29 protein-coding genes and 2 tRNA genes are annotated in these 24,570 nt (G+C 33.8%); 21 read left to right on the forward strand and 10 right to left on the reverse strand.

Annotation, left to right across the window (positions count from 1 at the left end; all coding sequences use genetic code 11):
- Positions 1-49 precede the first annotated feature (49 nt).
- The 8 genes from V4D31_RS06985 (at position 50) to V4D31_RS07020 (ending at position 6,271) form a co-directional block, all read left to right on the forward strand.
- On the forward strand, positions 50-592 hold the full coding sequence (locus V4D31_RS06985) for a DUF2148 domain-containing protein (protein ID WP_353685733.1): 543 nt from the start codon (positions 50-52) through the stop codon (positions 590-592).
- Between the two features lie 203 nt (positions 593-795).
- A complete protein-coding gene (locus V4D31_RS06990) occupies positions 796-2,454 on the forward strand; it encodes a tetratricopeptide repeat protein (protein ID WP_353685734.1) in 1,659 nt (552 codons plus the stop codon).
- Entirely contained in the window at positions 2,454-3,299 is an 846-nt protein-coding gene (gene ispE, locus V4D31_RS06995) for a 4-(cytidine 5'-diphospho)-2-C-methyl-D-erythritol kinase (protein WP_353685735.1), read from the forward strand. The genes V4D31_RS06990 and ispE overlap by 1 nt, the downstream gene beginning before the upstream one ends.
- Positions 3,300-3,305: 6 nt before the next feature.
- Positions 3,306-3,377: transfer RNA gene (locus tag V4D31_RS07000), tRNA-Gln, on the forward strand.
- A 46-nt stretch (positions 3,378-3,423) separates the two neighbouring features.
- The gene (locus V4D31_RS07005) at positions 3,424-4,368 is read left to right on the forward strand and encodes a ribose-phosphate pyrophosphokinase (protein WP_353685736.1); all 945 of its coding nucleotides are present in this window, start codon (positions 3,424-3,426) and stop codon (positions 4,366-4,368) included.
- A gap of 12 nt (positions 4,369-4,380) precedes the next feature.
- A complete protein-coding gene (locus V4D31_RS07010; RefSeq protein WP_353685737.1) occupies positions 4,381-5,025 on the forward strand; it encodes a 50S ribosomal protein L25 in 645 nt (214 codons plus the stop codon).
- A gap of 5 nt (positions 5,026-5,030) precedes the next feature.
- Positions 5,031-5,600 (forward strand): aminoacyl-tRNA hydrolase, encoded by a 570-nt coding sequence (gene pth / locus V4D31_RS07015; protein WP_353685738.1) that lies wholly within the window; start codon positions 5,031-5,033, stop codon positions 5,598-5,600.
- Positions 5,597-6,271 carry a zinc dependent phospholipase C family protein gene (locus tag V4D31_RS07020; protein ID WP_353685739.1) on the forward strand — a complete coding sequence of 225 codons (675 nt, stop codon included), beginning with the start codon at positions 5,597-5,599 and terminating at the stop codon, positions 6,269-6,271. The genes pth and V4D31_RS07020 overlap by 4 nt, the downstream gene beginning before the upstream one ends.
- On the opposite strand, the gene V4D31_RS07025 is transcribed toward V4D31_RS07020, so the two are convergent.
- The 5 genes from V4D31_RS07025 to atpB all read right to left on the reverse strand — a co-directional run bounded on the left by V4D31_RS07025 (position 6,268) and on the right by atpB (position 10,783).
- Positions 6,268-7,122 carry a M48 family metalloprotease gene (locus V4D31_RS07025; protein WP_353685740.1) on the reverse strand — a complete coding sequence of 285 codons (855 nt, stop codon included), beginning with the start codon at positions 7,120-7,122 and terminating at the stop codon, positions 6,268-6,270. The two genes, V4D31_RS07020 and V4D31_RS07025, sit on opposite strands and share 4 nt — an antisense overlap.
- Positions 7,119-7,586 carry an SH3 domain-containing protein gene (locus V4D31_RS07030; RefSeq protein WP_353685741.1) on the reverse strand — a complete coding sequence of 156 codons (468 nt, stop codon included), beginning with the start codon at positions 7,584-7,586 and terminating at the stop codon, positions 7,119-7,121. The genes V4D31_RS07025 and V4D31_RS07030 overlap by 4 nt, the downstream gene beginning before the upstream one ends.
- The gene (locus V4D31_RS07035; protein WP_353685742.1) at positions 7,583-9,673 is read right to left on the reverse strand and encodes an adenylate/guanylate cyclase domain-containing protein; all 2,091 of its coding nucleotides are present in this window, start codon (positions 9,671-9,673) and stop codon (positions 7,583-7,585) included. The genes V4D31_RS07030 and V4D31_RS07035 overlap by 4 nt, the downstream gene beginning before the upstream one ends.
- Positions 9,674-9,739: 66 nt before the next feature.
- The gene (locus tag V4D31_RS07040) at positions 9,740-10,075 is read right to left on the reverse strand and encodes a F0F1 ATP synthase subunit C (RefSeq protein WP_353685743.1); all 336 of its coding nucleotides are present in this window, start codon (positions 10,073-10,075) and stop codon (positions 9,740-9,742) included.
- Between the two features lie 30 nt (positions 10,076-10,105).
- On the reverse strand, positions 10,106-10,783 hold the full coding sequence (atpB, locus tag V4D31_RS07045; RefSeq protein ID WP_353685744.1) for a F0F1 ATP synthase subunit A: 678 nt from the start codon (positions 10,781-10,783) through the stop codon (positions 10,106-10,108).
- 112 nt (positions 10,784-10,895) lie between these two features.
- Between atpB and V4D31_RS07050 the strand changes: the two genes are divergently transcribed.
- Together V4D31_RS07050 and V4D31_RS07055 are read left to right on the forward strand one after the other, a co-directional pair.
- Positions 10,896-11,798: a metal-dependent hydrolase gene (locus V4D31_RS07050; RefSeq protein ID WP_353685745.1), complete on the forward strand. Its 903-nt coding sequence runs from the start codon at positions 10,896-10,898 to the stop codon at positions 11,796-11,798.
- Complete coding sequence (locus V4D31_RS07055; protein ID WP_353685746.1) at positions 11,795-12,421, forward strand: radical SAM protein; 627 nt, start codon at positions 11,795-11,797, stop codon at positions 12,419-12,421. The genes V4D31_RS07050 and V4D31_RS07055 overlap by 4 nt, the downstream gene beginning before the upstream one ends.
- Here the strand turns inward: V4D31_RS07055 and V4D31_RS07060 are convergent.
- Together V4D31_RS07060 and V4D31_RS07065 are read right to left on the reverse strand one after the other, a co-directional pair.
- Positions 12,418-13,662 carry a replication-associated recombination protein A gene (locus tag V4D31_RS07060; protein ID WP_353685747.1) on the reverse strand — a complete coding sequence of 415 codons (1,245 nt, stop codon included), beginning with the start codon at positions 13,660-13,662 and terminating at the stop codon, positions 12,418-12,420. The genes V4D31_RS07055 and V4D31_RS07060 overlap by 4 nt on opposite strands.
- The gene (locus V4D31_RS07065; protein WP_353687094.1) at positions 13,659-14,867 is read right to left on the reverse strand and encodes an HD-GYP domain-containing protein; all 1,209 of its coding nucleotides are present in this window, start codon (positions 14,865-14,867) and stop codon (positions 13,659-13,661) included. Before V4D31_RS07065 ends, V4D31_RS07060 begins: the two co-directional genes overlap by 4 nt.
- 52 nt (positions 14,868-14,919) lie before the next feature.
- On the opposite strand from V4D31_RS07065, the gene pgeF reads away from it, so the two are divergent.
- Entirely contained in the window at positions 14,920-15,594 is a 675-nt protein-coding gene (gene pgeF, locus V4D31_RS07070; RefSeq protein WP_353685748.1) for a peptidoglycan editing factor PgeF, read from the forward strand.
- A 242-nt stretch (positions 15,595-15,836) separates the two neighbouring features.
- Positions 15,837-15,910: transfer RNA gene (locus V4D31_RS07075), tRNA-Pro, on the forward strand.
- 48 nt (positions 15,911-15,958) lie between these two features.
- Here V4D31_RS07075 and V4D31_RS07080 read toward each other — a convergent pair.
- Positions 15,959-16,225 (reverse strand): SemiSWEET transporter, encoded by a 267-nt coding sequence (locus V4D31_RS07080; protein ID WP_353685749.1) that lies wholly within the window; start codon positions 16,223-16,225, stop codon positions 15,959-15,961.
- Positions 16,226-16,272: 47 nt separating this feature from the next.
- Between V4D31_RS07080 and V4D31_RS07085 the strand changes: the two genes are divergently transcribed.
- The 7 genes from V4D31_RS07085 (at position 16,273) to V4D31_RS07115 (ending at position 21,545) form a co-directional block, all read left to right on the forward strand.
- Positions 16,273-17,112, forward strand: coding sequence for an HDOD domain-containing protein (locus tag V4D31_RS07085; protein ID WP_353685750.1), 840 nt, complete (start codon positions 16,273-16,275; stop codon positions 17,110-17,112).
- Positions 17,109-18,350, forward strand: coding sequence for a sensor domain-containing diguanylate cyclase (locus V4D31_RS07090; protein ID WP_353685751.1), 1,242 nt, complete (start codon positions 17,109-17,111; stop codon positions 18,348-18,350). The genes V4D31_RS07085 and V4D31_RS07090 overlap by 4 nt, the downstream gene beginning before the upstream one ends.
- A 136-nt stretch (positions 18,351-18,486) precedes the next feature.
- Positions 18,487-19,272 carry a 30S ribosomal protein S2 gene (rpsB, locus tag V4D31_RS07095; RefSeq protein WP_353685752.1) on the forward strand — a complete coding sequence of 262 codons (786 nt, stop codon included), beginning with the start codon at positions 18,487-18,489 and terminating at the stop codon, positions 19,270-19,272.
- 12 nt (positions 19,273-19,284) lie between these two features.
- A complete protein-coding gene (gene tsf, locus V4D31_RS07100; protein WP_353685753.1) occupies positions 19,285-19,878 on the forward strand; it encodes a translation elongation factor Ts in 594 nt (197 codons plus the stop codon).
- Positions 19,871-20,623: a UMP kinase gene (gene pyrH, locus V4D31_RS07105; RefSeq protein WP_353685754.1), complete on the forward strand. Its 753-nt coding sequence runs from the start codon at positions 19,871-19,873 to the stop codon at positions 20,621-20,623. The genes tsf and pyrH overlap by 8 nt, the downstream gene beginning before the upstream one ends.
- Entirely contained in the window at positions 20,595-21,152 is a 558-nt protein-coding gene (frr, locus tag V4D31_RS07110) for a ribosome recycling factor (protein WP_353685755.1), read from the forward strand. The genes pyrH and frr overlap by 29 nt, the downstream gene beginning before the upstream one ends.
- Entirely contained in the window at positions 21,153-21,545 is a 393-nt protein-coding gene (locus tag V4D31_RS07115) for a TraR/DksA family transcriptional regulator (RefSeq protein ID WP_353685756.1), read from the forward strand.
- Here the strand turns inward: V4D31_RS07115 and truA are convergent.
- Positions 21,539-22,303 (reverse strand): tRNA pseudouridine(38-40) synthase TruA, encoded by a 765-nt coding sequence (truA, locus tag V4D31_RS07120; protein WP_353685757.1) that lies wholly within the window; start codon positions 22,301-22,303, stop codon positions 21,539-21,541. The genes V4D31_RS07115 and truA overlap by 7 nt on opposite strands.
- Before the next feature lie 240 nt (positions 22,304-22,543).
- Here truA and V4D31_RS07125 point away from each other — a divergent pair, with 240 nt between their 5' ends.
- Positions 22,544-23,212 (forward strand): hypothetical protein, encoded by a 669-nt coding sequence (locus V4D31_RS07125; protein WP_353685758.1) that lies wholly within the window; start codon positions 22,544-22,546, stop codon positions 23,210-23,212.
- A gap of 21 nt (positions 23,213-23,233) precedes the next feature.
- Positions 23,234-24,151, forward strand: a complete 918-nt coding sequence (locus tag V4D31_RS07130; RefSeq protein ID WP_353685759.1) for a histone deacetylase — start codon at positions 23,234-23,236, stop codon at positions 24,149-24,151.
- Here V4D31_RS07130 and V4D31_RS07135 read toward each other — a convergent pair.
- Positions 24,148-24,570 carry a PPC domain-containing DNA-binding protein gene (locus V4D31_RS07135; protein ID WP_353685760.1) on the reverse strand — a complete coding sequence of 141 codons (423 nt, stop codon included), beginning with the start codon at positions 24,568-24,570 and terminating at the stop codon, positions 24,148-24,150. The genes V4D31_RS07130 and V4D31_RS07135 overlap by 4 nt on opposite strands.

Raw genomic sequence — 24,570 nt, forward strand, 5'->3', positions numbered from 1 at the left:
AACTATATGATAAAATATTTAATCAACATTAACTTTGGGAGGTAAATAAATGAAGCTTAATCCAGAAAAAGAAGTAATTGAAACTGTAGCAAAAATAATGCTTATCTCAGCAAGAACAGCACCAAAAGCAAAGGGAGAAGATGAAATCGTTACAGCAATTGTTACTCAGGAAGAAAAAGAAGCAATTGCCAGACAGATGGAAGTAATTGGTGAGCAGGCTACCCATAAATTTTTCAAAAGAGATGCTCAAAATGTGAGAGATGCTGAAGGATTAATTCTTGTTGGGCTAAACTTTAAAAAACCTGCTGGAGTAAACTGCGGGGCTTGTGGTTATGACTGCAACTCAATCATTAAACAAAAGACATATGAGGTTGAATATTCAGGACCTGTATGCACAATCAGGGTAATTGATCTTGGTATTGCAATTGGCTCACTTGTTTCAGTTGCTAAAGAATTGGGAGTTGACAACAGGGTAATGTATTCTGTAGGTGTTGCCGCAAAAAAACTTGGATTTATGGATTCACAGATTATACTCGGTATTCCATTAAGTATAAAAGGGAAAAATATTTTCTTTGATAGAAAGCCTGTATAAAATGGTATAATTGATGTAGAGCATGAAGCTCTAAAAACCTCATGAAGAGGTTTAAAATCCCTATGAAAGGGGGGTGCCAAGATGATTAAGAAAGTTTCAGGAAAGGCAATGCCTACCTGCAAATGCAAAGGTTCCTGCTAAGTTAAAAAGAGGGGGAAAATCCCCCTCTTTTTTTATTGCTTCAGAGTATGCCATAATATTTTATGCGATATGTTTTATTTCTGATTTTTATTTTTTTTCTTTTTATTCCCCTACCAGCAAATGGAGAAGTTTATTTCAATTTCATGGCTGGATATTATGCCAGCATAAACGGAGATTTAAATAAAGCAATTGACTTTTACAAAGAAGCATTAAAAGAAGACCCATCATCAAAACTTCTCAAGATACTTTTAGCTGATTCATATTTAAATATTGACGAACTGGAAACAGCAAAGAGCTACATCAATGAAGTATTAAAGGAAGACCCTGAAAACACAAAGGCTTTACAGGTTCTTGCCTCCATTTATGTAAAGGAAAAGAAAATTAATGAAGCTATTGGAGTGTATGAAAAGATTCTAAGTCAATCACCAAACAGAATTGAAATGCTTTCAAAAATCGGTAATTTATATCTTATCTCCCAGAAGTATGATAAGGCAATTGAAACCTTTAAGAAAATACTGAAAGAAGACCCTGACAATATAATGGCTTTACACTTTCTTGGAGTAATTTACATTGAAAAAAAGGATTTTCAATCAGCTCGGGAGAGTTTTAAAGCAATTCTTCAACTTAATCCTGATTATGAGCCTGCATATACAAATTTAGGAGCAGTTGAGGAGATTTCCGGAAACTTTAAAGAAGCTGAGAAATATTTCAAAAAAGCATTGGAACTTAATCCTGAAAATCTTTTTGCAAGAGAACGCTTGATAAATCTATATCTTTCCCGTAAATCATACGGAGAAGCAATAAAAGAACTTGAAACCCTGAAAGAACAAAAATCAGAGGCAGAGCAGATCCATGAAAAACTTGTTATTCTTTATTTACAGACAAAACAGTATGATAAAGCTCAGGAAGAACTTGAGTATCTCCTACAAAAACATCCAGATGATCTGAATCTTATGTACTATCTTTCCTTAGTTTACATTGAAACAGGAAAACTAACAGAGGCTGAAAAGATACTGAAAAGAATTATCTCAATCAATCCAAAGCAGATAAATGCCTTTTTAAATCTTGCCACAGTTTATTTAAAACAGAAAAATCTTAAAGAAGCTTTAAATATTTATGATGAGATTCTTCAGTTTGCAGATAATGTGCCTGAAATTTATATCTATGCCACAGAAACTGCTATGGATTTAAAGGATTATCAAAAAGCAAAGCAATATATTGAAAAAGCGCTCAATAAATTTCCTGATAATGCTGATATTAACTTTACTGCAGGGGTTGTTTTTGACAAACTTGGCAGATTTGAGGAAACAGAAAAGTTAATGAAAAAAGTTATTTCTCTTAATCCAGAGCATGCCGAAGCTCTTAATTATCTTGGCTACAGCTATGCTGACAGAGGCATTAATCTAAAAGAGTCTCTATCAATGATAGAAAAAGCAGTAAAACTGAAACCCAACAATGGATATTATCTTGACAGTCTTGGATGGGTTTACTTCAAACTTGGAGACAATAAAAATGCTTTAAAGTATCTTATTGAAGCAATAAAATATGTAAAAGATGACCCTGTAATTCTTGAACATCTTGGAGATGTTTATAAAGAACTCGGAAATTTTAAAGAAGCTCTTCAGAGCTGGCAGGAAGCATTAAAACATAATGAAAAAGAAGAAGGTTTAAAAGAAAGAGTAGAAAAAAAGATAAAAGAAATTCAACCTTTAATCAAATAATGCGCATCTTTAAGGCATTTGCTAAAATAAACTGGTCGCTTTCAGTTTTAAGAAAAAGACAAGATGGTTACCATGACATTATCACATTAATGCATGCCATAGATCTGCATGATACCCTGATTTTTAAATCTTCGGAAACAATAGAAATTGAAACAAACCTGCCAGTAAAAAAGGAAAATAATCTGGTATACAAGGCAATTCAGGCATTACAGGAATACACTAAAATAAAAAAAGGTGTCCATGTTATCCTAAAAAAGGAAATCCCCTGTGGTGCAGGTCTTGGTGGAGGCAGTTCTGATGCAGCTGTTACTCTTAAAGCTTTAAATGAACTGTGGCAGCTCAATCTTGACATAAAAAAACTCCATGAGTTAGGAAGCTCAATTGGCAGTGATATACCTTTTTTCCTTTATCTTCCACTATGTATTGTGCAGGGAAGGGGTGATATAGTTAAACCTTTAAAAATTCAGAAATCTTATACGCTTTTGCTGGTTAAACCTGATTTCAGCATTTCTACAAAGTGGGCTTATGAATCTTTAAATTTTAAAACTCAATTGACAACAGAATATGAAAAAATAAATAATAATATTTGGCAGTTGTATAATCTACTCTGTAGTGGTGATGTTAATAGTTTTGACTTGTGGAATGATCTTGAAAAGCCTGTTTTGGAAAAGTATCCTGAGATAGATAAAATTAAAAAAAAATTGATTGAAGCTGGCGCTAAAAAAGCTCTGATGAGTGGAAGTGGCTCAACAGTGTTTGGATTGTTTAACAATGAAGCGGATGCTAAAAAAGCATTGAAAAATTTTGAAGGATACTGGTGTAAAGTGGTTCAAACCCTTTGTTGACATCTTTGGGGAGTCGCCAAGCGGCAAGGCAGCGGATTTTGGATCCGCCATTCGCAGGTTCGAATCCTGCCTCCCCAGTAAAAAACCCTCAGAAAGAGGGTAATTTTATTTTAAGGAGATGGGAATGCCTGATGGTATCAAGTTAATAACTGGAAATGCAAATCCTGAACTTGCTAAAAAGGTTAGTGATTATTTGCAAATTCCTTTAACTGAAACCATTGTTAGCACTTTCAGTGATGGTGAAATAATGGTTCAAATCAAGGAAAATGTGAGAGGTTCTGATGCCTTTGTTATTCAGCCTACCTGCACACCTGTAAATCACAACATCATGGAGCTACTTTTAATGATTGATGCATTAAAAAGAGCTTCTGCTGGAAGAATTACAGCAGTTATTCCCTATTATGGCTACGCAAGACAGGACAGAAAAGCTCAGCCAAGAGTTCCCATATCAGCAAAACTTGTTGCAAACCTTATTGCAGTTGCTGGAGCAAGCAGAGTTTTATCCATTGATTTACATGCTGGTCAGATTCAGGGATTTTTTGATATTCCTGTTGATCATCTCTTAGCTGCGCCTGTAATCCTTGATTATTTAAAAAAGAACAACCTTTTAAACAATATCATTGTTGTCTCACCTGATGCAGGTGGAACAGAAAGAGCAAGAGCCTTTGCTAAAAAAATTAACGCACCTCTGGCAATAATAGACAAAAGGCGTGATGCTCCAAATATTTCAAAGGTAATGCATGTAATAGGAGAAGTAAAAGATAAAGATGCCTTAATAATTGATGATATGATTGATACAGGTGGAACACTGGTTCAGGCTGCAGAAGCATTAAAAGAAAAAGGTGCAAAAAGAGTTTTTGCTGCATGCACTCATGCAGTGCTTTCAGGTCCTGCAATAGACAGACTTAATAATTCAGTGCTTGAAGAGATTATAGTTACAGACACTATTCCGGTTCATGACAAACAAGATAAGTGTCCAAAAATAAAAGTTCTCACTGTTGCTCATCTTTTAGGTGAAGCGATAAAAAGAATACATGAAGAAACTTCTATAAGTTCATTATTTGTGTAAGGAGGAATAGTTATGGAAAGATTTGTTTTAAATGCAGAAAAAAGAGAAAGGACAGGAAAGGCAGTAGCAAGGCAGTTAAGGAATAAAGGTATAATTCCCTGTATTGTTTATAAAAAAGGGTATTCTGTTCCTGTCCAGATAAGGGCAAAAGAACTTCTTCCATTTATGAACATTGCTACAAGAGAAAAATTATTCGTTACTCTTAAACTGAATGGAGAAGAAAAACAGGCAATACTTCAGGACTATCAGGTTGATCCAGTTAGCGGAAAACTTTTACATGTTGATTTTATGGAGGTAAGTGCCACTGAAAAAATCAGGGTTACTGTTCCTGTTGTTCTTGTTGGTGAACCAATAGGAGTTAAACAAGACAAAGGTGTGCTACAGCACGGAATTTCAGAAATTGAAATTGAAGCAATTCCTGAAAAGATACCAGGTCATATTGAAGTTGATGTCTCTAACTTAAAAGTCTGGGATGCAATACATGTGAGAGATATCAAATTTGAAGAGGGAATAAAAGTTATTTCAGATCCAGATGAAGTTATTGCTACAATTACATTAGAAGAGGAAGAAGTAGAAGCAGCTGCGCCTGTAGAAGAAACACCTGAACCTGAAGTTATAAAGAAGGGCAAGAAAGCTGAAGAAGAGGAAGAAAAATAAATTGAATGATTATAATTGTTGGGCTGGGAAATCCTGGAAGAAAATATGCAAATACGCGACACAATGTGGGTTTTATGATAGTTGATGAACTTGCCAGAAAGCTTAATGTAAAGTTTAAAGAAAAAGATGATTATTTAATAGCTGAGGCAAAGATTCAGGATAAAGATATAGCAATTGTAAAACCTCTAACTTACATGAACTTAAGTGGAAGAGCTGTAAAAAAGCTGGTAAATGAAAAAGTTTTACAGTCTCTTCCTTCTTCCCTGATTGTTGCCCATGATGATGTTGATTTACCCTTAGGCAAAATAAAAATAAAAAGGAATGGTTCCTCAGGAGGACATAGAGGGGTGCAATCAATTATTGAAAACATTGGAACGAAAGATTTTATCAGAGTAAAACTGGGAATCAGTAAAGACCCTGATCAGGATACATCGGATTATGTTCTGAGTCCTTTTAAAAAAGAAGAAAAGGAAACAGTAAAGGAGAAAGTTGCTTTAGCAGCAGACTCAATTATTGCTATAATTACTGAAGGTGTTAATAAAGCAATGAATATTTACCATCAGGCTGAAAGATGAGCTGGCTTTTTTTCATCATTGTTTTTATCTTTTTACCTGAACCTTCCTATGCATGGGGACCGCTTACTCATACTTATCTTTCATGGCAGATACTTTCTCTTTCGGGATTGGTAACTACAGAGGTTTTAACAATGATAAAACTTTATAAAGATTACTTTATTTATGGCAACATTATTCCTGACACAGTAATTGGCAAAAAATATCTCCCCCAAGAAAAAAATCCTCATTCATGGAAAACAGGTTTTATGCTTTTAAATATGGCAAAGACACCTGAAGAAAAATCTTTTGCCTACGGATTTTTAACTCACTTAGCAGCAGATGCGGTGCTTCACGATAAGATCAGAGAATTTAATTCCTTTCAGCATATTATTTTTGAAATAAAAGCAGACAGAATAGTTGACAGATTTTACTGGCTTCAAATAATGAGCATTAACAAAAAAGTTAAAAAAATAAGTGAAAAATTTTTTGAACAAACCCTGTTAAACTCTGTTGCCATCAAAACCTCAAAAAAAATATACAAATCATTGATTTTTCTGTCAGCGTTCAATACAGGCGAGTTAAGAAATCCGGAAGTATTTAATATTTTTCATTTAAAGTCTTTAACTGCTATGGTAGACATCCTCAATCATGGAGAAAATTCAAAAATAATAAGCCTTCCACCTTATAATTAGTTTTTTACAAAAAATCTGAATCTCTGTACTCTTTTCTTAAAGAGATTTAAATCTACACTTACTGAAGGGAGTTTATCTTTGAGATTATTTATTCTATCATCAGGTTGTGGATGTGTTTTGAAAATCCCTGTGCCATAAGCAGTAGTGGATTTTTTCAATCTCTCAAGAACATTAATTAATGCACGAGGATCGTATCCTGCTTTTGCAAGATATAACAAAGCAGATTCATCTGCTGAATACTCCTGTGTTCTGCTATAACCATTTACCACAAGGGTTTTAACTACATCGTCCACTGAGCCTTCAAAGATATTTACAAGCCTTACCAGTTCTTCAGAGCCAAACTGTCTTGCTGCTTTTGTGCCAATAATTGTGAGTGCCTCTGTCCATCTTGCCTGTTTAATTGAGTTTATTCCATCACGATGATTTATATGGGCAATTTCATGTGCAAGTATTGCAGCAATCTCATCCTCATTCTGTGCAAGCTTAATCATTCCTTTTGTAATCAATATTATGCCTCCTGGACAGGCAAAAGCATTTATTTCATTACTGTTTAATACTGCAAAGTGATAACCTCCATATGTAAATGGTTTTTCAGAATGCAAAGCAATTGTTTCGCCAATTAAATTTATATATCTCGTTAGTTCTGGATCTTCATAAAGAGGATAGGACTGTAAAAGTCTTGCTGCAACAGCTCTTCCCACATAGTATTCTTCTTCATCAGATATGGGTCTTGCTGCTTTTTCAGTTACCTGAATGGTGGTAAATGTTATATCCAAAGCTTTATTTATATCAACATTCTGACATGAACACAGGAAAAGCAGTAAAACTGATACAACGATAAACTTCTTCATTGTGGTTCTGAGAGTCCTCCGTTTTTTATGAAAGATATTATTTCCTTTTCAGGAATGCTATATTTTTCAATTCTTTCAACAAGATTATAGCGCATCTGCGGATGATTACTTCTGTATTGCCTTTCAACCTGTGGATTAAAGCCTTTTCCAGCAAGAGTTATCTCGCCCTCTGAAGGAGCTGTGGAATTAGTATAATTTCCATAACTTGTAACACTTCTTTTTTCAACCGCGGTTTTATGTATGTATCCTGATAGATTTTTAAACTTAACCCTGTACCAGTCCCTTTCTTTTCCGATTACATTGAGTATATCTCCATATTTTACATAGGCTTTTACAGGTGCAAAAAATCTTGGAGCCTCCCTTATTGCATTTTCCTTTGTTACAACAGTAATTGTGTCAGCCCATAACAGGGTAGTAAATAGAAAGAATAAAACAGCCACATTGAATATTATTCTTGACTTCATTTTTCTTCAATTTTAATAATAAACCAATCTTTTGTCAACTGCTGAGAATCGACAACTTCTTCTATTTTTTTTAAATAAAACCTTGATGGAAAATCTTCAGGAAAGTCTTTTACAAGAGAAAGAAAAATTTCTTTTGCTTCAGCCCATCTCTGTTGAGTGAAAAGTAAATATCCAGCATTATATTTTTCAACAAATAATATTTTTTCAGAGTCTGACTTTGTTTTTTCGCCTAAAATCTCAAATATGTTTATTGGTTTAGCCCTTCCTTTAACTGTTATTACTCCGAGTTGCCTTACAAGAAAATTATCCAATGTTTTTAAATATGTTTCCTCGCTGATTACAATATTTGTTTTAAAAAACTTGTTTACTCCTTCAAGTCTTGATGCTATATTTACTGTGTCTCCAATTACAGTATAGTTAAAAAGTCTATCACTACCTATATTCCCTACGATCGCATCTCCTGTATGGATTCCTATTCTAATGTTGATTGATGGGAATCCTTTTTCTGAAAACTCTTTATTTAACTCACGAAGAGATTCAATACATTCTAAAGCAGCTCTGCAGGCATTAATCTCATCTAAATCTGTTTTCAAAGGTGCACCCCAGAAAGCCATAATACAATCACCAATATATTTGTCTACAACTCCTCCATTTTTAATAACCACCAAGGTTAATGAATTAAGCACTTTATGAAGCATCATTGCTGTATCTTCTGGTGACAGTCTTTCTGATATAGAAGTAAAGCCTGCTATATCTGCAAAAAATACAGTAACAGTTTTTTTATTTCCTCCTGGTATTATGGTTTCAGGATGTTCAAGAAGATAATTAACAATTTTTTTATCCATATATTGAGTGAAAGTTCTTTTTATAAAGCTTTTTTCTCTTCCCTCTGTGGCATAGCTATAAAGAAGTGTCATTATGGAGCTACATAAGAGACATACAAAGGATGGTAAAAGCTGTAGATATAAAGAAAATCTGAATAAAATTAAGCTAAGCGAAAATAAAAATGCTGCCACACATAAAAAAACGACAAGATTTATTTTCATAGAATGCTGTTTCAGAAAAGCGTAAGTAATTATCACAGAGATAAAAAAAATCAGGACAAAAATAAGAAATCTGGGAACAATTTTAATAAAATCCTTATTAACCAGATTTTCAAAGGCAGTGGCATGAATAAATACACCAGGTGTTTTTGAAGACAGAGGTGTAGGCTTAAGATCAAAAAGCCCTGCGGCTGTAAGTCCTATAAAAACGGTCTTTCCTTTAAAAAAATCCTTTTTGATGTTTGAGTTTTGATTTTCTGATGTTGATGCATTAAGAAGCTCTACAAATGAAAAAACATGAAATGGATTTTTATCGCTTGAATATTTTAAGAGTAAATTTCCATCATTCAGAGGAATAACCATGTTGTCTATTGAGATCTCTTTATTTTTAACAGAAATGCTATTTTTTTGAATAAAGTAACTCATAACAAAACTGGGAATTACATAATCTTTAACCTTAAAAAATAGAGGCATCTGCCTGTAAATTCCGTCTTCATCAGGAAGAATGCTTACATTTCCAAGACCTTTAGCAAATTTTTTGAACTCCTCTATCGGAAAGATTACAGAATTGTATTCATATTTTACTGGTATCAGATCTTGATAGGCTATTTTTTTCGCATATTTTTCATCAAAATTTCTTTTTTCTTTTGATAAAACAATGGGCAGATAAACATTACCTGCTTTCTCAACTGCCTGTGCAAGAATTTTGTCATCTTCAACACCATAAGAAGAGTTCTCAGTAAAGAGTATATCAATGAAAACAGCATCAGCCTCTGAAAGATACTCAATAACAGGAGCATAAATCTGTCTTGGCCAGGGCCAAGTTATTTTTTGTTTGCTTAGTTCATCAATGCTTAATTGATCCACATAGATAAGGCAAATACTGTCAGTTTTTTTTGGAGGATTTAAATACTTTGAAAATGCATCATAAACTTTAAATTCAAAGGGTTTCAAAATTTCTGAAAGAAAAATCAAGGAGGAAAAGAGGAAAGAAACAATTGAAAGAATAACCACATTTTTTAATAAATTTTTTCTATTCATCATTAAGCTTAAAAAAAATAAAGAAGGAGAAGCAAATGCTCCTCCTTCTTTGAAAAAATGAAGGAAAAATTACTTTACAAAAGGATTTGCATAGTAAGTTATAAGAACTATTACAAGTGTGTAAATAACAAGAGTTTCAATCAATGCCAATCCAATGATGAAAGTGGTAAGAAGTTTACCTGCCACTCCAGGATTTCTCGCAGAGCCTTCCATTATTCCTCTCAATCCATGACCCATTCCAATTCCTCCACCAGCTGCTGCAAGACCAATTCCTACCAAGGCGCCAAGGCTTGCAAAACCATAGTAATTCAACTTTGCAGCATCAGGGGTAGCTTCTGCAGCAAAGGCTATTCCAGCAGAAAGAAGAAGAGTTAATAAAACAATTGCTGTTAAAACCTTTTTCATTACCTTACACCTCCTTTCTTTGTTTATTTTTTAATGAGACTCTTCTACTGCACCACCAATATAAGCTGCTGTAAGAATCATAAAAATATATGCTTGAATAAAGCTAACTGCAGTTCCTAAAATTAAAACAAGAGTAGGAACAAGCAAAGGCGTTAAAACTCCAAGAACCATTAATAGGAGATGTTTACTCATCATATTACCGAAAAGTCGGACAGAAAGTGTAACAGGTCTTGCAAGATGGCTGATCCATTCTACAATAAACATAAAAGCCATGAAAGGAATTGCATAAATGCTTCTAATAGGACCTAAAAAATGTTCAAGATATTTTATTCCGTGAACCTTAAAACCATAAAATTGATAAATAAAAAATACTGGAACAGCCATTGAAGCATTTGTATTTAGGTTTCCTGTTGGAGATTCAAAACCTGGAATAAGTCCAAATAAGTTACAGGTAAGAATGTAAAGAAATAAAGTTCCAAGAAGGGGAATAAAAGTTTTCGCATACTTACTCCCAACTGCATCTCGTGCCTGACTTGATAAAAATTCCAGAATAACTTCCATAACATTCTGAATTCCCGATGGAATTAAAGATAACTTTCCTCTAACGATTAAAGAAACAATAATAAGAAATATAATTGCTAACCAAGAATAACTAACATACGGCGGAATTGAAGGTAACAACATTCCCAAAAAGGTTGGTGCTTCCACTTTATGCCTCCTTTCCTAATTTTTGATTAAGTTATAATACATAAATTTTCTTCAAATGTCAAGCACAAAACAAAACTTCTTTTATTTATTTAATTTTTGTTACAATTTTTTTATGGATCCTGTTACCCATACTCTGTCTGGATTTGTATTGGGAAAAACGCTCAGTAAAAATAGATTAATTCTTGCTATTATTCTTGTTAGTTCCCTGATGCCTGATATTGATATTCTCACGAGGCTTTACAGCAAAGAGCTTTTTCTTATGTATCACAGAGGAATCACTCATGGAATTGGAGCATTGTTTTTGTTCCCTCTTTTACCAGGGATAATTTTTCGCAAAAAATTAGGCTTTTTGAAAGCATACTGCTGTTCATTCATAGCCTATGCCCTTCATCTTTTTCTTGATCTCACAAATCAATACGGAACAAAAATTTTTTCTCCCTTTGACTGGAATTCTTATAACCTCTCTTTAACTTTTATAATTGATCCCTATGTTTTAATCCCTCTTTTATTGGCAGTTTTTCTTTCAATAAAATTTAAAAAGCAGGCAAAATTTTTATATATTTTTTCACTGGCTTTCATTGCCTTATACATTGCAACAAAGGCTTACCTTAAAGCAGAGGCAATAGATTTTCTTAAACAGAAAATTGAAGCCCATCAATACAGAGTTTATCCCCTTCCCAATGATTTTCTAAGATGGTGGTTTGTGGCAAGGCATTCAGATGAATACATAACTGGATTTGTTGACCTTTTTACAAAGCGTGTATATGGTGATGAAAAATACAAAATCAAAAATGACCCTGCCATTATAAAATCAAAAGAAGCTGAAGCTGTCCGAGCATTGCTTTCCTTTGCAAAACATCCTGTGGCTGAGATTAAACATGAAGGTGATGTCACAGTAGTGGTTTGGAAAGAGCTTTCCTATGGATTTTTACCGAATGATAGATTTACTGCAAAGGTCTGGCTAAAGGAGACTCCACAGGGCTATAAAATAATAAATGCAAATCTAAAAATATGAAAGTCTGTGAAATCTTTGCAAGCATTCAAGGAGAAAGCTCTCTTGCAGGTATTCCTATGATTTTTCTGAGACTTACAGGATGTAATCTCAGATGCTCCTACTGTGATACAAAGTATGCTTATTATGAAGGTGAAGAGCTTTCAATTGATAAAGTTTTAAAAAAAATTCATTCATTTCCATTTAAATATGTTGAGATAACAGGTGGTGAACCTCTCCTCGAGGAGGAAGTTTATGAAATTATGAATCAGCTTGTCCAAACTCATACAGTCCTTCTTGAAACAAATGGTTCAATTTCTATTGAAAGAGTAAATCCTCAGGTGAAAATAATTATGGATATAAAAACTCCGGGAAGTGGAATGAGTGAAAGAAACTATATTGAAAATCTTAAATTTCTTAAAAAAATTGATGAACTTAAATTCGTTTTAACTGACAGGGCTGACTATGAGTGGGCAAAAGATTTTTTAAAAAATCATGAAATAAAAGTTAAAGAAATCCTCTTTTCTCCTGCCTATGGAATTCTTAATCCAGCAGAGCTTGCTAAATGGATAATTAGTGATGGTCTTTCAGTAAGGCTAAATCTTCAGATTCACAAGTATATTTTTGGAAACTTAAGAGGAGTTTAAGGCTTATAATACTTCTTCTTCTCGGGAAGATAATCCTGTTCAACATATCCACCATAATCATGAGGATACTTATAACCTTTTCCATGCCCAAGTCTTTTAGCTCCTTTGTAATGAGAGTCTTTCAGATGCTCTGGAACTTGAAAACTACGGTCTGCCTCAATATCATTTAATGCTTCTTCAATTGCTCTGTAACAGGCATTGCTCTTCGGTGCAAGTGCAACATAAATAGCTGCCTGAGCAAGAATTATTCTTGCCTCTGGCATCCCTACAAATTCAACTGCCTGTGCTGCTGAGGTTGCAACAACCAAAGCCATTGGATCAGCCAGTCCAACATCCTCACTTGCTGCAATTACTATTCTACGGGCAATGAAACGAGGGTCTTCACCAGCATAAATCATCTTTGCAAGCCAGTAAACTGCTGCATCAGGATCACTTCCACGCATGCTTTTAATAAAAGCTGAGGCTGTATCATAATGTTCATCTCCTGCTTTATCATAGACAATGTGTTTTTTCTGAATGCTTTCTTCAGCGATTTTTGTATCAATTCTTATAATTCCAGCACTGTCAGGTTGTGTAGTTAAAACAGCGATTTCAAGAGCTGAAAGAGCTTTTCTTGCATCACCCTCAGAAGATTTTGCAAGATGAAGGAGTGCTTCAGGTGTAATTTCAATTTTTAACTCTCCAAAGCCACGTTCTTTATCAGACAGTGCTCTTTTAAGAATTGTTATAATCTCTTGTTCAGTCAAAGGTTTTAATTCAAAGACATGACTTCTGGAAACAAGAGCAGAATTAAGATAAAAAAAGGGATTTTCAGTGGTTGCTCCAATAAGAATTATGTTTCCCTCTTCAATATCAGGAAGCAAGGCATCCTGAGAAATCCTGCTAAGCCTGTGAATTTCATCAATAAAAAGAATTGTTTTTTCACCTTTACTCAGTCTTTGCTTTGCTGCAAAAATCTGCTTTCTTATTTCTTCGATGTTTAAAGTTGTTGCATTAAGCCATTGAAAATGAGCCTTTGTTTTGTTTGCAATTATTCTTGCAAGAGCTGTTTTACCGGTGCCTGGAGGTCCATATAAAATAAGTGAAGCAATTCTGTCTGAATCAATTGCTCTGCGAAGAAGCTTTCCCTCTGAAAGAATATGATGTTGACCAATATATTCATCAAGATTTCTTGGAGTCATTCTATAAGCAAGAGGTTGTTTTTTTATGCTTTCTAAGGGTTTATCAAATAAACTGCTCATTGTATTTTACCGAGCATTTTTATGAAAGCCTTTAAAAGCTCCGTGTCATGATCTCCTTTTTCTTTTACAATTATGGAAAGTGCAAAATATGGAGTGAGTGGAGGCTTATACGGTCTTCTGGTTGTTAAAGCATCATAACAGTCTGCAATTGCTGTAATTCTTCCAAAAAGCTTTATTTCTTCTCCCTTCAAGCCATATGGATATCCCCTTCCTGAGAGTTTTTCATGATGTTGAAGTACTGCTAAAAGAGATTCTTTAGGAACTTCTTTTTTTTCTTTAAGGATTTCATATCCAAATAAAACATGCTGTTTTATGATATTGTATTCTGTCTCATTGAGCCTTCCTTGTTTATTGAGTATTTCATTGGGAATCTGACTTTTTCCTAAATCATGCAAAATTGCACCAATTCCAAGTTTATATATAGTATCTCTGTCAAGTCCTATCTGTATTCCCAATCCTACAGACAAAACTCCCACATTAACAGAGTGAGTGTAAGTATAGTAATCATAACCTTTTAAATGTAAAAGTTCATAAATTGAGTCAGGCTTATCAAGTATTGTTTCTATGATATTATTGACAACTTTGCCCACTTTTTTTATTTTTTCTCCACTTCTTGGTTCATTTAAAACTTCAGCTATTAAAACTTTTGCAGATTCTTTTATTATCAGCTCTTTTTCTTCAACTCTTTTACTCAGAAATTCAATGTACTCTCTAAATAAAGGCAAATCCTTCTTTTCAATTAAAATATCCCCTTCCTCAGGGATAGTATCTCCATAAATCATTGATGGTTTTTCCGATGATGCTTCAACAATTTTTTTGAAGTTAAAATCCTTTAAGTGATAAATAGGAAAATCAACTTCAATACCGGGGATTAAAAGATTTCTGTCAATCTGATAGAATTTTTCTTTCCAAAAAGAATAATTTTTAAAAGCTACTGGAGAGTCTAAAACTGATTCGGGCAATGCTCTTGATTTATAAGTATCCAGATCAGATTTTTCAACATAAACATGACTTATTCCTTTTTCCTTCAATACTTCAATAAAACTATTTGAAAGTATCGTTCCTTTATTGAAAATTTTTTTATCTATTCCTGAATCACGAATGTAGACATCAAAGGGTAAAGTTTTTTTGATTTTTAATTCTTCAAGAGGGATTTTAATTAGCTCTTTTTCATTGATCTTTTTTATTTTTGTTGCATAGCCCATCAATTAATTATCACAAAAAATTCTTAAAAAATGGAACATGCTTTTTTTCGAGATGTATAATAAAATAATGGTCATTTATCCAGAAATATTTAATGGACTACAGATTGAAGCATTTTTTACAAAAAAGATAGAGAAATTTGAAGATTTTAAAAATTCGCTTCCATTTAAGCTTTACATTCCTGTTCAAAGACATACAGATTTTATAGCAATTTTGAATTCTTACGCTGAGCCATCCATAGCAGACGCAGTGATTACAGATCAAAAAAATCTTTTTATAGGGATAAAAACAGCAGATTGTCTGCCAGCGCTGATATTTGATTCAGAAAAAAAAGTAATTGCCGCAGTTCATGCTGGATGGCGTGGAACAGCTAAAGGAATTTTAAAAAAGACAATTATAAAAATGAATGAAGTTTATGGATGTAAGCCAGAAAACTTGCTAATTGCCTTTGGTCCATACATTAAAGGATGCTGTTACGAAGTTGGTGAGGAAGTGGTTGATGCAATGAAGAAGGAAAATCCTGGAGAGGATTATATTTTTAGAGTAAATGGCAAAAACTACATTGATATAGGAGTTGCAAATCTTCTTCAGGCGATTTCCTTAGGAGTTAAAAGACAAAATATATGGATTTCAGATGACTGCACATACTGCAAAAGCAATGAATATGCTTCTTATAGATTTCATGGCAGACAATCTACAAGACAATGCGGAATAATAAGAATGTTATAATTTATTTGTCATTCCGAAGGGTTCGATGCCCCGAGGAATCTCTCCTTCTTATATCAGCCAATAGAGGATTGGATATTGAAAAAGACTTCAGATTGAACAGGATTTATGAGACCGAGTTCAATCCAGTGCTTTTTTATTGATATTGAAGGTAGTCAGAGATTCCTTACACTATCGAGGTGCTTGGAATGACAAAAAAAGAATGAGGATGCTCAGAGTGACAGAAAAGTGTTAATATAAAAAAACGGGGTGTAGCGCAGTCTGGCAGCGCGCACGGTTCGGGACCGTGGTGTCGGAGGTTCAAATCCTCTCACCCCGATAAAATGGTTGAAAAGCTCAGGCAGTTTGCCTTGGTAGCAAAAAGACTTTAACCATAACGAATTTTCATAAAAATAATTGAAAAAATTAGAATCAATGAGACAGAATTTGCTAAGATAACTGGAATTTCTTTGATTAAAACTCCGTAGACAAACCATAGCGTTATTCCTACTGCCATAAAAATAAACATTGTCAGTGAAACATCTCTGGCAGATTTTGTTCTGTAGATTTTTAATGCCTGCGGAACAAGAGCACTTGTTGTTATTATTCCTGCTACAATTCCAATAATGTTATTAAAATTTATTGAAAACTCCATAATTTATATTGTATTATTTAAAATAATTTTAAGCAAGAAGGATTTTTATGAACTCCAAAACTGACATAAGAATAGACATTCAAAAACTTAAAAAACTTCCTACGCTTTCATGGACTGCTGAAAGAATACTTAATTTAACATCAAAAGAGCTTACACATCTTGATGAACTTGTAGATATTATTGAAAGAGACCCGCCAATTATGTCAAAGGTTCTTGGTGTTGCCAATATAGTTTATTTCGGCATTTATAAACCAATTACAACAGTGAAAGATGCTCTTCTTAAAATAGGATTTAAAGCATTAAAAAACATTGCTTTAAGTATATCAATATTCAGCCTTTTTAAATCCTCACAAGAAAAAGAAAAAAGTTATATGAGGCTTTTTAAACATTCTATTGCTACAGGCACAGTATGTCAGATTATTTCAGAAAAATTTCTGAATGAGCCTTCAGAAGATAATTTCGCAACCGGTGTTCTTCATGATATTGGACTTTTTGCTCTTAATTATGCTTTTTATGAGCAGTTTCAAAAAATAGAGCAAGCTCTGTCAAGGGAAAACTCTTTAACTCAGGCAGAGAAAAAAATTCTCGGCACAACTCATTCAGAAATGGGAAAATGGCTTGCTGAGATTTGGGGACTGCCGGAGATATTCTGCGATGTAATTCTTTATCATCACGAGCCTCCTCAAAAATCTGTGAAATATGCAAAAAATGTTGCTCTTGTTCAACTCTCAAATTCTATTGCTGAAAAGCTTGGTTACCATCCTTTTGAAGTTAAAATAGAGAGTGAATTTTATAGAGAAAAAGTTTATAAACTCTTAGATGTTCCTGAACCAGAAGAATTAGTTAATGAATTAAAAGAGATTCTCAAAGAGGTGGAAAACTTATGAGAGAATTTTTATTAGATATTGGAAAAATTTTTAAAGTCGAAAATCTGGATAAACTAAGCGATGAAGAATTAAAACAAATTATTTTAGAACACATTAAAAAACACTCCTTTATAGAAAAATCTCTTCTTGAACTGACCGAAGATTTTGCATGTAGTGCTGAGCTATCCATAAGAGTCATTTCTTCTATTAATAAAATTCTTGACAGGATTTATGCTGAAAAGGATATTTACAAGTTTATCTCCTACTGTTTTGATGAATTTATAAAACTACTTCCTGTTGAAAATATATCATTTATGGAGAAACATCCTGAATTGAACTGGCTTGTTCTAAAGGTTGCTACAGGGAAAATTAAATTTAAAGATTTCAAGAAAAAAATATTTAATATTGACAGTAGCCTGGCAGATGCGGCTTTTAAAAAAGGAAATTTTATTTATGTGCCTGATGTAACAAAAGATGAGAGATTTGACAAAAAGCTTTCCAGCCTTCCAATAGGTTCGGTTTTATCTGTTGCTGTAAAAGTTGAGAATAAAATAGTCGGAGTAATCAACTTTTCACATCCTGAGGTTAATGCCTTTGATGAAGACTATATTTTCTTTTTTGTTTCAATGGTTAAGCTTTTCTCTGCAGTATTAACACTTTTTAAACTTTACCATGAAAATTTAAAATTTAACGAACAGTTGCAAAAGGAAGTAGATAGAAAAACATCAGAATTACAAAAAATAAATAAAAAACTTTATAAAGCTTCAATAACCGATTCTCTCACAGGAATATATAACAGGAGATTCTTTTTTCAGAGGCTTGAAGAAGAATATTCAAGGAGTTTAAGATATGGAAACAGTTTCTGTCTCATTCTTTTTGACCTTGACAGTCTAAAAAAAGTCAATGATATGTTTGGACATCCTGAAGGAGACAGACTTATAAAGCTTTTTGCAAAAGTTTTAAAAAATTTCAAAAGAAAGGAAGATGTTGTTGCAAGAATAGGAGGAGACGAATTTGGATGCATTCTTATTGGATCATCTCAAGAAGGAGCGATAAAATTTGCTGAAAGAGTAAAGGAGGAGTTTAAAGCTCGATATAAAAAAACTTCTGTCAGTGCCTCTGGTGCGATAGGCTGCATCGGTAAATGTGAAAGCTTCAAGTTTTATAAAGACTATAAAAAATTTTTTAAAGAAGTTGATAAAGTCCTTTTTAAAGCCAAAAAAATAAAGGATAAAATGGAGGTAATTGAAAGAAATTGAAAAAATATGATAAATTTTAAATTTAATGTTAAAGAGTCTTTGACTCTTTTAAAAACACACGCCCTGAAATTTCTCCGATGGTCCTTAAAGGTTAAGGAGAAAGGGCGGAGGTTAAAACCATTTAAGGAGGTTTTTTATGTCAGTAGTTACAATGAAAGAGCTTCTTGAAGCAGGTGCTCATTTTGGCCATCAGGTCAAACGATGGAATCCAAAAATGAAAAAGTATATCTTTGCAGAAAGAAACGGCATTCATATTATTGATCTTCAGAAAACAGTTAAAGGAATTGAGGAGGCTTATGAATTTTTAAAAACAGTTTCAGCAGAAGGAGGAAGCATTCTTTTTGTTGGTACAAAAAAGCAGGCTCAGGAGGCAATCCAGGAAGAGGCAAAAAGAGCAGGAGTTTTTTATGTAAATCATCGCTGGCTTGGAGGAATGCTTACCAATTTTTCCACAGTCCGAAAAAGTGTTGAAAAGTGGCAAAGAATTGAACAGATGAAAGAAGATGGCACTCTTTATTTACACACGAAAAAAGAGATTGCAAAATTAGAAAAGGAAAGACAAAAGCTTGAGTTAAATCTAATTGGAATTAAAGATATGATGGAACTTCCAAAAGCAATATATATCGTAGACATAAAAAAAGAAAAAATAGCTGTTGAAGAGGCAATAAAGCTTGGAATTCCAATCGTTGCAATTGTTGATACAAATTGTGATCCTGACCTTGTTGATTATGTTATACCAGGAAATGATGATGCAATTAGAGCAATTAAACTTATTACATCAAAGATGGCTGATGCTGTGCTTGAAGGCAAGGAAGTTTTCACAAAACGTCTTGAAGAAGAAGCTGAAAAGGCTGCAATAAAAGAAAAAATACTCCAGGAAGAGGAGTATGAGAAATCAATGACAGAATACATTGAACCATAAAGGAGGACACAGATGGCAATAACTGCTCAAATGGTAAAAGAACTCAGAGAAAAAACAGGTGCTGGAATGATGGAATGTAAAAAAGCACTTGAAGCATCAGGAGGAGATTTTGATAAAGCAATTGAATATTTAAGGCAAAAAGGACTTGCCACTGCTCAAAAAAAAGCAACAAGAGATGCCAGAGAAGGAATTATAACATCCTACATTCATATGGACAAAATCGGAGTAATGCTTGAGCTTAATTGCGAAACAGATTTTGTTGCAAGAAATGAAGAGTTTCGTCAGCTCGGTAAAGACATTGCAATGCACATTGCAGCATCAAATCCTCAATATATAAAAAGAGAGGATGTGCCAGAAGAGGTTATAAATAAAGAAAAAGAGATTTACAAGGCTCAAATAAAGGGGAATAAACCACCTCAGGTTGTTGAAAAAATTATTGAAGGAAAGCTTGAAAAGTTCTTTGAAGAGATGTGCCTTCTTGAACAGCCTTTTATTAAAGAGCCTGAGAAAAAAATAAAAGACCTCATTAATGAAAAAATTGCAAAATTCGGTGAAAATATTGTAGTCCGAAGGTTTGTTAGATTTCAGGTAGGTCAATGTGAATAAACCTGTTTATAAAAGAATTCTTCTGAAGCTTAGTGGTGAAGCCCTTATGGGGGAGCAGGGCTATGGTATTGATCCTTTTACTGTAAAATACATGGCAGAGGAAATAAAAAAAGCCTATCAATTAGGAGTTGAAATTGCTATTGTTATTGGTGGAGGTAATATATGGCGTGGTAGTGAAGCTGAGGCACAGGGGATTGAAAGAGCAACAGCAGACTATATGGGAATGCTTGCAACAGTAATTAATGCACTGGCACTTCAAAATGCTCTTGAAAAACAAGAAGTTGATACCCGTGTTCAATCAGCAATTGAGATGCGAGAGCTTGCTGAGCCTTACATAAGAAGAAAAGCAATAAGACATCTTGAAAAAGGTCGTGTAGTGATATTTGCTGCTGGCACGGGGAATCCCTATTTTACCACTGACACAGCAGCAGCTCTCAGAGCAATTGAAATCGGTGCTAATGTTATCCTTAAGGGAACAAAGGTGGATGGAATTTATTCATCAGATCCGGTTAAAGATTCAAAGGCGAAAAAATTTGATACACTTACCTATATGGATGTAATAAGAAATTCTCTTAAAGTGATGGATTCAACTGCTATTACACTTTGCATGGATAACAATCTCCCTATTGTGGTATTCAATATCAAAAAACCAGATAATTTAAAAAAGATAGTCTTAGGAGAAAAAATAGGAAGCATTGTTTTAAAAGAGGTGAAAAATGATGCAGGAATTCAAGAAGAAAGCTAATGAAAAAATGAATCAAGCATTGGAAGTCTTTAAAAAAGATCTTTCTACATTTAGAACAGGTAGAGCCTCTCTTGGAATTCTTGATAACATTAGAGTGGATTACTATGGAAGCATGGTTCCTCTTAATCAGGTTGCCACACTCGGGATTCCTGAGCCAAGAATGATTACAATTCAGCCGTGGGAACAGAGGATGCTTGCAGACATAGAAAAAGCCATAATGAAGTCAGATTTGGGACTTACACCAATTAACGATGGAAAAATTATTAAAATAGTTATTCCACCTTTAACAGAAGAAAGAAGAAAGCAACTTGTGAAAGTAGTCCGTAAAAGAGCTGAAGAAGCAAGAGTAGCAATAAGAAACATCCGCAGAGATATTATTGAAGAAATTAAAAAAGCTGAAAAAGAAAAGAAATTGAGTGAGGACGAATCTCGCAGACTTCAGGAAGAAATACAAAAAATAACAAACTCCTTTATTGAAAAAGTTGACCATGCTCTTGAGCAAAAAGAGAAAGAAATAATGGAGGTTTAAATGAAAATAGATCAGGAAAGAAAAGATAGATTAAAAAAAATGCTCAATCAAATGAAAGAGCAGATTCTAAGGGAAGCTCGCGAAGAGATGAAAAAGTTTCAAACCGTAGAAAAGCGACAGATTGTTGAAGCAGGTATGGATGATGCTGATTTGAGTGTTATTGATCTTTCAGAAGACATAAGCCTGAAACAGTTAAGCACACATAGAGACATCTTAAAGAAAATTGAAGAAGCCCTAAGAAAACTTGAGGAAGGCACCTATGGAATATGTGAAATGTGCGGTGATGAAATTCCTGAGGAAAGGCTCAAAATCCTTCCATTTGCCATATACTGCAGAGACTGTCAGGAAAAAATAGAGATGATAGAGAAATTTGAAGGTGAGGAAGGTCAGTAATATATTTTTTCTAAAAAAAGTCCACGGGAAGGGGCTGTCTGCATTCTGGAAGGCCTCTTCCCTGTGATGAAAGCCTCATTAATTGACTCAATACTGAGTTTCTCTCTGCCTACTTCTACAATGCATCCAACTATATTTCTTACCATGAATCTTAAAAATCCATCAGCTTCTATCCTGAATTTGATAAAATTACCACTCATGTTCATGTCCATGAAACAGAAATTGTCAAGCCTCTGCATGGTAAAATCATAAACAGTTCTTACTTTATTCTTTACCTCAGTACTGCCAGAAAAAGCTGTGAAATCTCTGGTTCCTTTAAACAAAGATAGGGATTCTTCCATTAAAGATAAATTGAGCTTTCTTGGATAGTGCCATACATATCTTTGAATAAAACAACAACACTGTTCATCAATACACAAGTAGTAAACATAAGATTTTCTTTTTACTGAGTACTGAGGATGGAACTCAGCAACAACTTCTTCAACTTCAATTACTCTTATATCAGGAGGCAGCAAAGAATTTAGAGCTTTTTTAAGGCTACTTAAAGGCATTTTAACATTGGCTTTAAAGGTTGCAACCTGTTCAATGGCATGAACTCCTGCATCAGTTCTTCCGGCTCCGCGAATTTTTATTTCTGTTTGAAATATCTTTGAAAGAGCTCCTTCAATCACTGCCTGAATAGACAGCTCCTTTTTCTGCCTCTGCCAGCCAGAATAATTACTGCCATCATACTGAATTGTCATCTTGACATTAACCATAATTTAGCATTATAACATCAATAGCTTTGTATCTTGCATGCATTTGCTCTGAGTCAAAATCAAATAGAAGTTTTCCAAGCCTTACAGTATCCTTTCATCTTTGTAAAGTTTGAGAATTCTGCCCTGAAACCTGAAAATGCTAATAAAGAAAACTGACAACAATTTCATGATAATAAATTTGATTTGCAAATACAATCGATTTCATAATATTATAAAAATAAAAAATGATGGAGATTAAATATGCAGGAAACTTTATTAGAAAAACGAGTTGATCAACTTGAACAGGCTTTAATGGAGCTTATTTATCAGGCTCGGAAAACTGAAATGGCAATTGAGAGACTTGCAGAAGAAAATAAAAAACTATCTCTGGAAATGAGAGAGTTCAAAAATGAAATGATAGAGTTCAAAAATGAAATGAAAGACTTCAAAAATGAAATGCTTAAATTTAAGAGAGAGCAACAGGAAGAAAACAAGAGAAAAAACAAAGAATGGAGTAATCTTGCAAAGAAAATGGGTACGATAGTGGAAGACCTGATTGCACCTGCCCTGCGCCCAGTGTTAAGTAAGTATTTTAATTGCGACATTCAGATGCTTGGGCAAAGAATACTTAAGAGAATAAAAGGTGAGGATTATGAGGTAGATGCAGTGGCAACTTGTGATGATATGGTTTTTATGATAGAAGTTAAATCAACACCATATGTTAAAGATGTTGATGATATAAAGAAAAAAGCAAAGAGATTTTTTGAGTTTTTCCCTGAATTCAAGGGTAAAAAATTGATAATAATATTTGGTAGTATCACTTCTCCTGAACAGGTTATAAAACATGCCAGTAAAAATAAAATATATGTGATGGCATGGAGAGAATGGGAATACATGGATATTTTGAATTTTGATGAGATAAAACAATAAAATAAATGGATATCATTTTCTATGGATAAAAAAATTGCATTTATTTATGACGACATTTTCTTAAAACATGAGACGCCTTCAAATCATCCTGAATCAAAGGATAGACTCATTGCAATTGTTAATCATCTAAAAAAAGAAGGAATATGGAATAGATTATTTCACATTAAACCAAGAAAAGCAACTGAAGAGGAACTTTCTCTGGTTCATGAACTCCACTATATAGAAAAAATTAAAAATTCTCCACCAGGATACATAGATCCAGATACTTATCTCAGCGAAAATTCTTTTGAGGTGGCATGCTATGCAGTGGGTGCTGTGCTGAGTGCTGTGGATGGTGTGTTAAATAAAGATTTTGATAGTGCCTTTTGTGCGGTAAGACCTCCGGGGCATCATGCTGAAATTGATGCTGCAATGGGATTTTGTATATTTAATAATGTAGCAGTTGGTGCAGCCTATGCAAAGACAAAGGGAGTTAAAAAAATTTTTATAGTTGATATTGATGTTCATCACGGAAATGGAACCCAGCATATATTTGAAGATGACTGTTCTGTTTTTTATTTTAGTTCCCATCAATTTCCTTTTTATCCTGGAACAGGTAGAGAGCTTGAAATAGGAAGAGGTGCTGGAGAAGGATGCACTTATAATGTACCATTGAGATCTGGCTCAGGCACGAAAGAGTATTTGACAGTTTTTCAAGATATAATGCCTCAGAAAATAAGAGAAGCAAAACCTGAACTTATCCTTGTCTCAGCAGGTTATGATATGCATAAAGATGATCCCATGAGCCATATAAATGTCTCAACAGAAGGAGTAAGAAGTATTGTAAAAAGCATTCTTAGGGCTTCTCATGTTCCTAAGATATTTGTGCTTGAAGGTGGTTATAATCTTCAAGCTCTTTCAGAATGTGTTAAGGTAACTCTTGAAGAGATGTTGAGTTAATTTTTCCATAAGAATAGCCCAGTTTCCTCATCAAAACCCCTGATGAAAGAATTCCCCTCCAATTCCAGGATTTCAAATTCAAAAGCAAAAACCTCAGCTTCATAAAGATGTCCACCAATACATGAAAAATCCTTTTTTGAAAGAACAATGTGAATGTGTGCAAAAGGCTCACCATCTTTTATTGAGATATTACCTTTTAATGAGAGTATTTCCATCGGCTCGTTAAATTCATGAGAGACATATTCCTTTTCACTCTGGTCATAATACCCTACTCTGGCTTTTTTAACAGCTCCTATTCCACTTATAAGCCCAGAGGTAATTGAATTTTCTTTTAAAAATTTTGTAATTCCTGATACAATTTCCTCTCCTTTAAAAAGCCTGCCCTGTAACACCCTTTTTACACTGAATTTTTTGAGCAT

Source organism: Thermodesulfovibrio sp. 3462-1 (assembly GCF_040451425.1).
In the GTDB taxonomy this organism is placed as follows: Bacteria; Nitrospirota; Thermodesulfovibrionia; order Thermodesulfovibrionales; family Thermodesulfovibrionaceae; genus Thermodesulfovibrio; species Thermodesulfovibrio obliviosus.

Bases quoted from the DNA above. Each gene is read 5' to 3' on its own strand.
- V4D31_RS06985 (WP_353685733.1), top strand. From the start codon at position 50: ATGAAGCTTAATCCAGAAAAAGAAGTAATTGAAACTGTAGCAAAAATA.
- V4D31_RS06990 (WP_353685734.1), top strand. From the start codon at position 796: ATGCGATATGTTTTATTTCTGATTTTTATTTTTTTTCTTTTTATTCCC.
- ispE (WP_353685735.1), top strand. From the start codon at position 2,454: ATGCGCATCTTTAAGGCATTTGCTAAAATAAACTGGTCGCTTTCAGTT.
- V4D31_RS07005 (WP_353685736.1), top strand. From the start codon at position 3,424: ATGCCTGATGGTATCAAGTTAATAACTGGAAATGCAAATCCTGAACTT.
- V4D31_RS07010 (WP_353685737.1), top strand. From the start codon at position 4,381: ATGGAAAGATTTGTTTTAAATGCAGAAAAAAGAGAAAGGACAGGAAAG.
- pth (WP_353685738.1), top strand. From the start codon at position 5,031: ATGATTATAATTGTTGGGCTGGGAAATCCTGGAAGAAAATATGCAAAT.
- V4D31_RS07020 (WP_353685739.1), top strand. From the start codon at position 5,597: ATGAGCTGGCTTTTTTTCATCATTGTTTTTATCTTTTTACCTGAACCT.
- V4D31_RS07025 (WP_353685740.1), bottom strand. From the start codon at position 7,122: ATGAAGAAGTTTATCGTTGTATCAGTTTTACTGCTTTTCCTGTGTTCA.
- V4D31_RS07030 (WP_353685741.1), bottom strand. From the start codon at position 7,586: ATGAAGTCAAGAATAATATTCAATGTGGCTGTTTTATTCTTTCTATTT.
- V4D31_RS07035 (WP_353685742.1), bottom strand. From the start codon at position 9,673: ATGATGAATAGAAAAAATTTATTAAAAAATGTGGTTATTCTTTCAATT.
- V4D31_RS07040 (WP_353685743.1), bottom strand. From the start codon at position 10,075: ATGAAAAAGGTTTTAACAGCAATTGTTTTATTAACTCTTCTTCTTTCT.
- V4D31_RS07050 (WP_353685745.1), top strand. From the start codon at position 10,896: ATGGATCCTGTTACCCATACTCTGTCTGGATTTGTATTGGGAAAAACG.
- V4D31_RS07055 (WP_353685746.1), top strand. From the start codon at position 11,795: ATGAAAGTCTGTGAAATCTTTGCAAGCATTCAAGGAGAAAGCTCTCTT.
- V4D31_RS07060 (WP_353685747.1), bottom strand. From the start codon at position 13,662: ATGAGCAGTTTATTTGATAAACCCTTAGAAAGCATAAAAAAACAACCT.
- V4D31_RS07065 (WP_353687094.1), bottom strand. From the start codon at position 14,867: ATGGGCTATGCAACAAAAATAAAAAAGATCAATGAAAAAGAGCTAATT.
- pgeF (WP_353685748.1), top strand. From the start codon at position 14,920: ATGTATAATAAAATAATGGTCATTTATCCAGAAATATTTAATGGACTA.
- V4D31_RS07080 (WP_353685749.1), bottom strand. From the start codon at position 16,225: ATGGAGTTTTCAATAAATTTTAATAACATTATTGGAATTGTAGCAGGA.
- V4D31_RS07085 (WP_353685750.1), top strand. From the start codon at position 16,273: ATGAACTCCAAAACTGACATAAGAATAGACATTCAAAAACTTAAAAAA.
- V4D31_RS07090 (WP_353685751.1), top strand. From the start codon at position 17,109: ATGAGAGAATTTTTATTAGATATTGGAAAAATTTTTAAAGTCGAAAAT.
- rpsB (WP_353685752.1), top strand. From the start codon at position 18,487: ATGTCAGTAGTTACAATGAAAGAGCTTCTTGAAGCAGGTGCTCATTTT.
- tsf (WP_353685753.1), top strand. From the start codon at position 19,285: ATGGCAATAACTGCTCAAATGGTAAAAGAACTCAGAGAAAAAACAGGT.
- frr (WP_353685755.1), top strand. From the start codon at position 20,595: ATGATGCAGGAATTCAAGAAGAAAGCTAATGAAAAAATGAATCAAGCA.
- V4D31_RS07115 (WP_353685756.1), top strand. From the start codon at position 21,153: ATGAAAATAGATCAGGAAAGAAAAGATAGATTAAAAAAAATGCTCAAT.
- truA (WP_353685757.1), bottom strand. From the start codon at position 22,303: ATGGTTAATGTCAAGATGACAATTCAGTATGATGGCAGTAATTATTCT.
- V4D31_RS07125 (WP_353685758.1), top strand. From the start codon at position 22,544: ATGCAGGAAACTTTATTAGAAAAACGAGTTGATCAACTTGAACAGGCT.
- V4D31_RS07130 (WP_353685759.1), top strand. From the start codon at position 23,234: ATGGATAAAAAAATTGCATTTATTTATGACGACATTTTCTTAAAACAT.
- V4D31_RS07135 (WP_353685760.1), bottom strand. From the start codon at position 24,570: ATGCTCAAAAAATTCAGTGTAAAAAGGGTGTTACAGGGCAGGCTTTTT.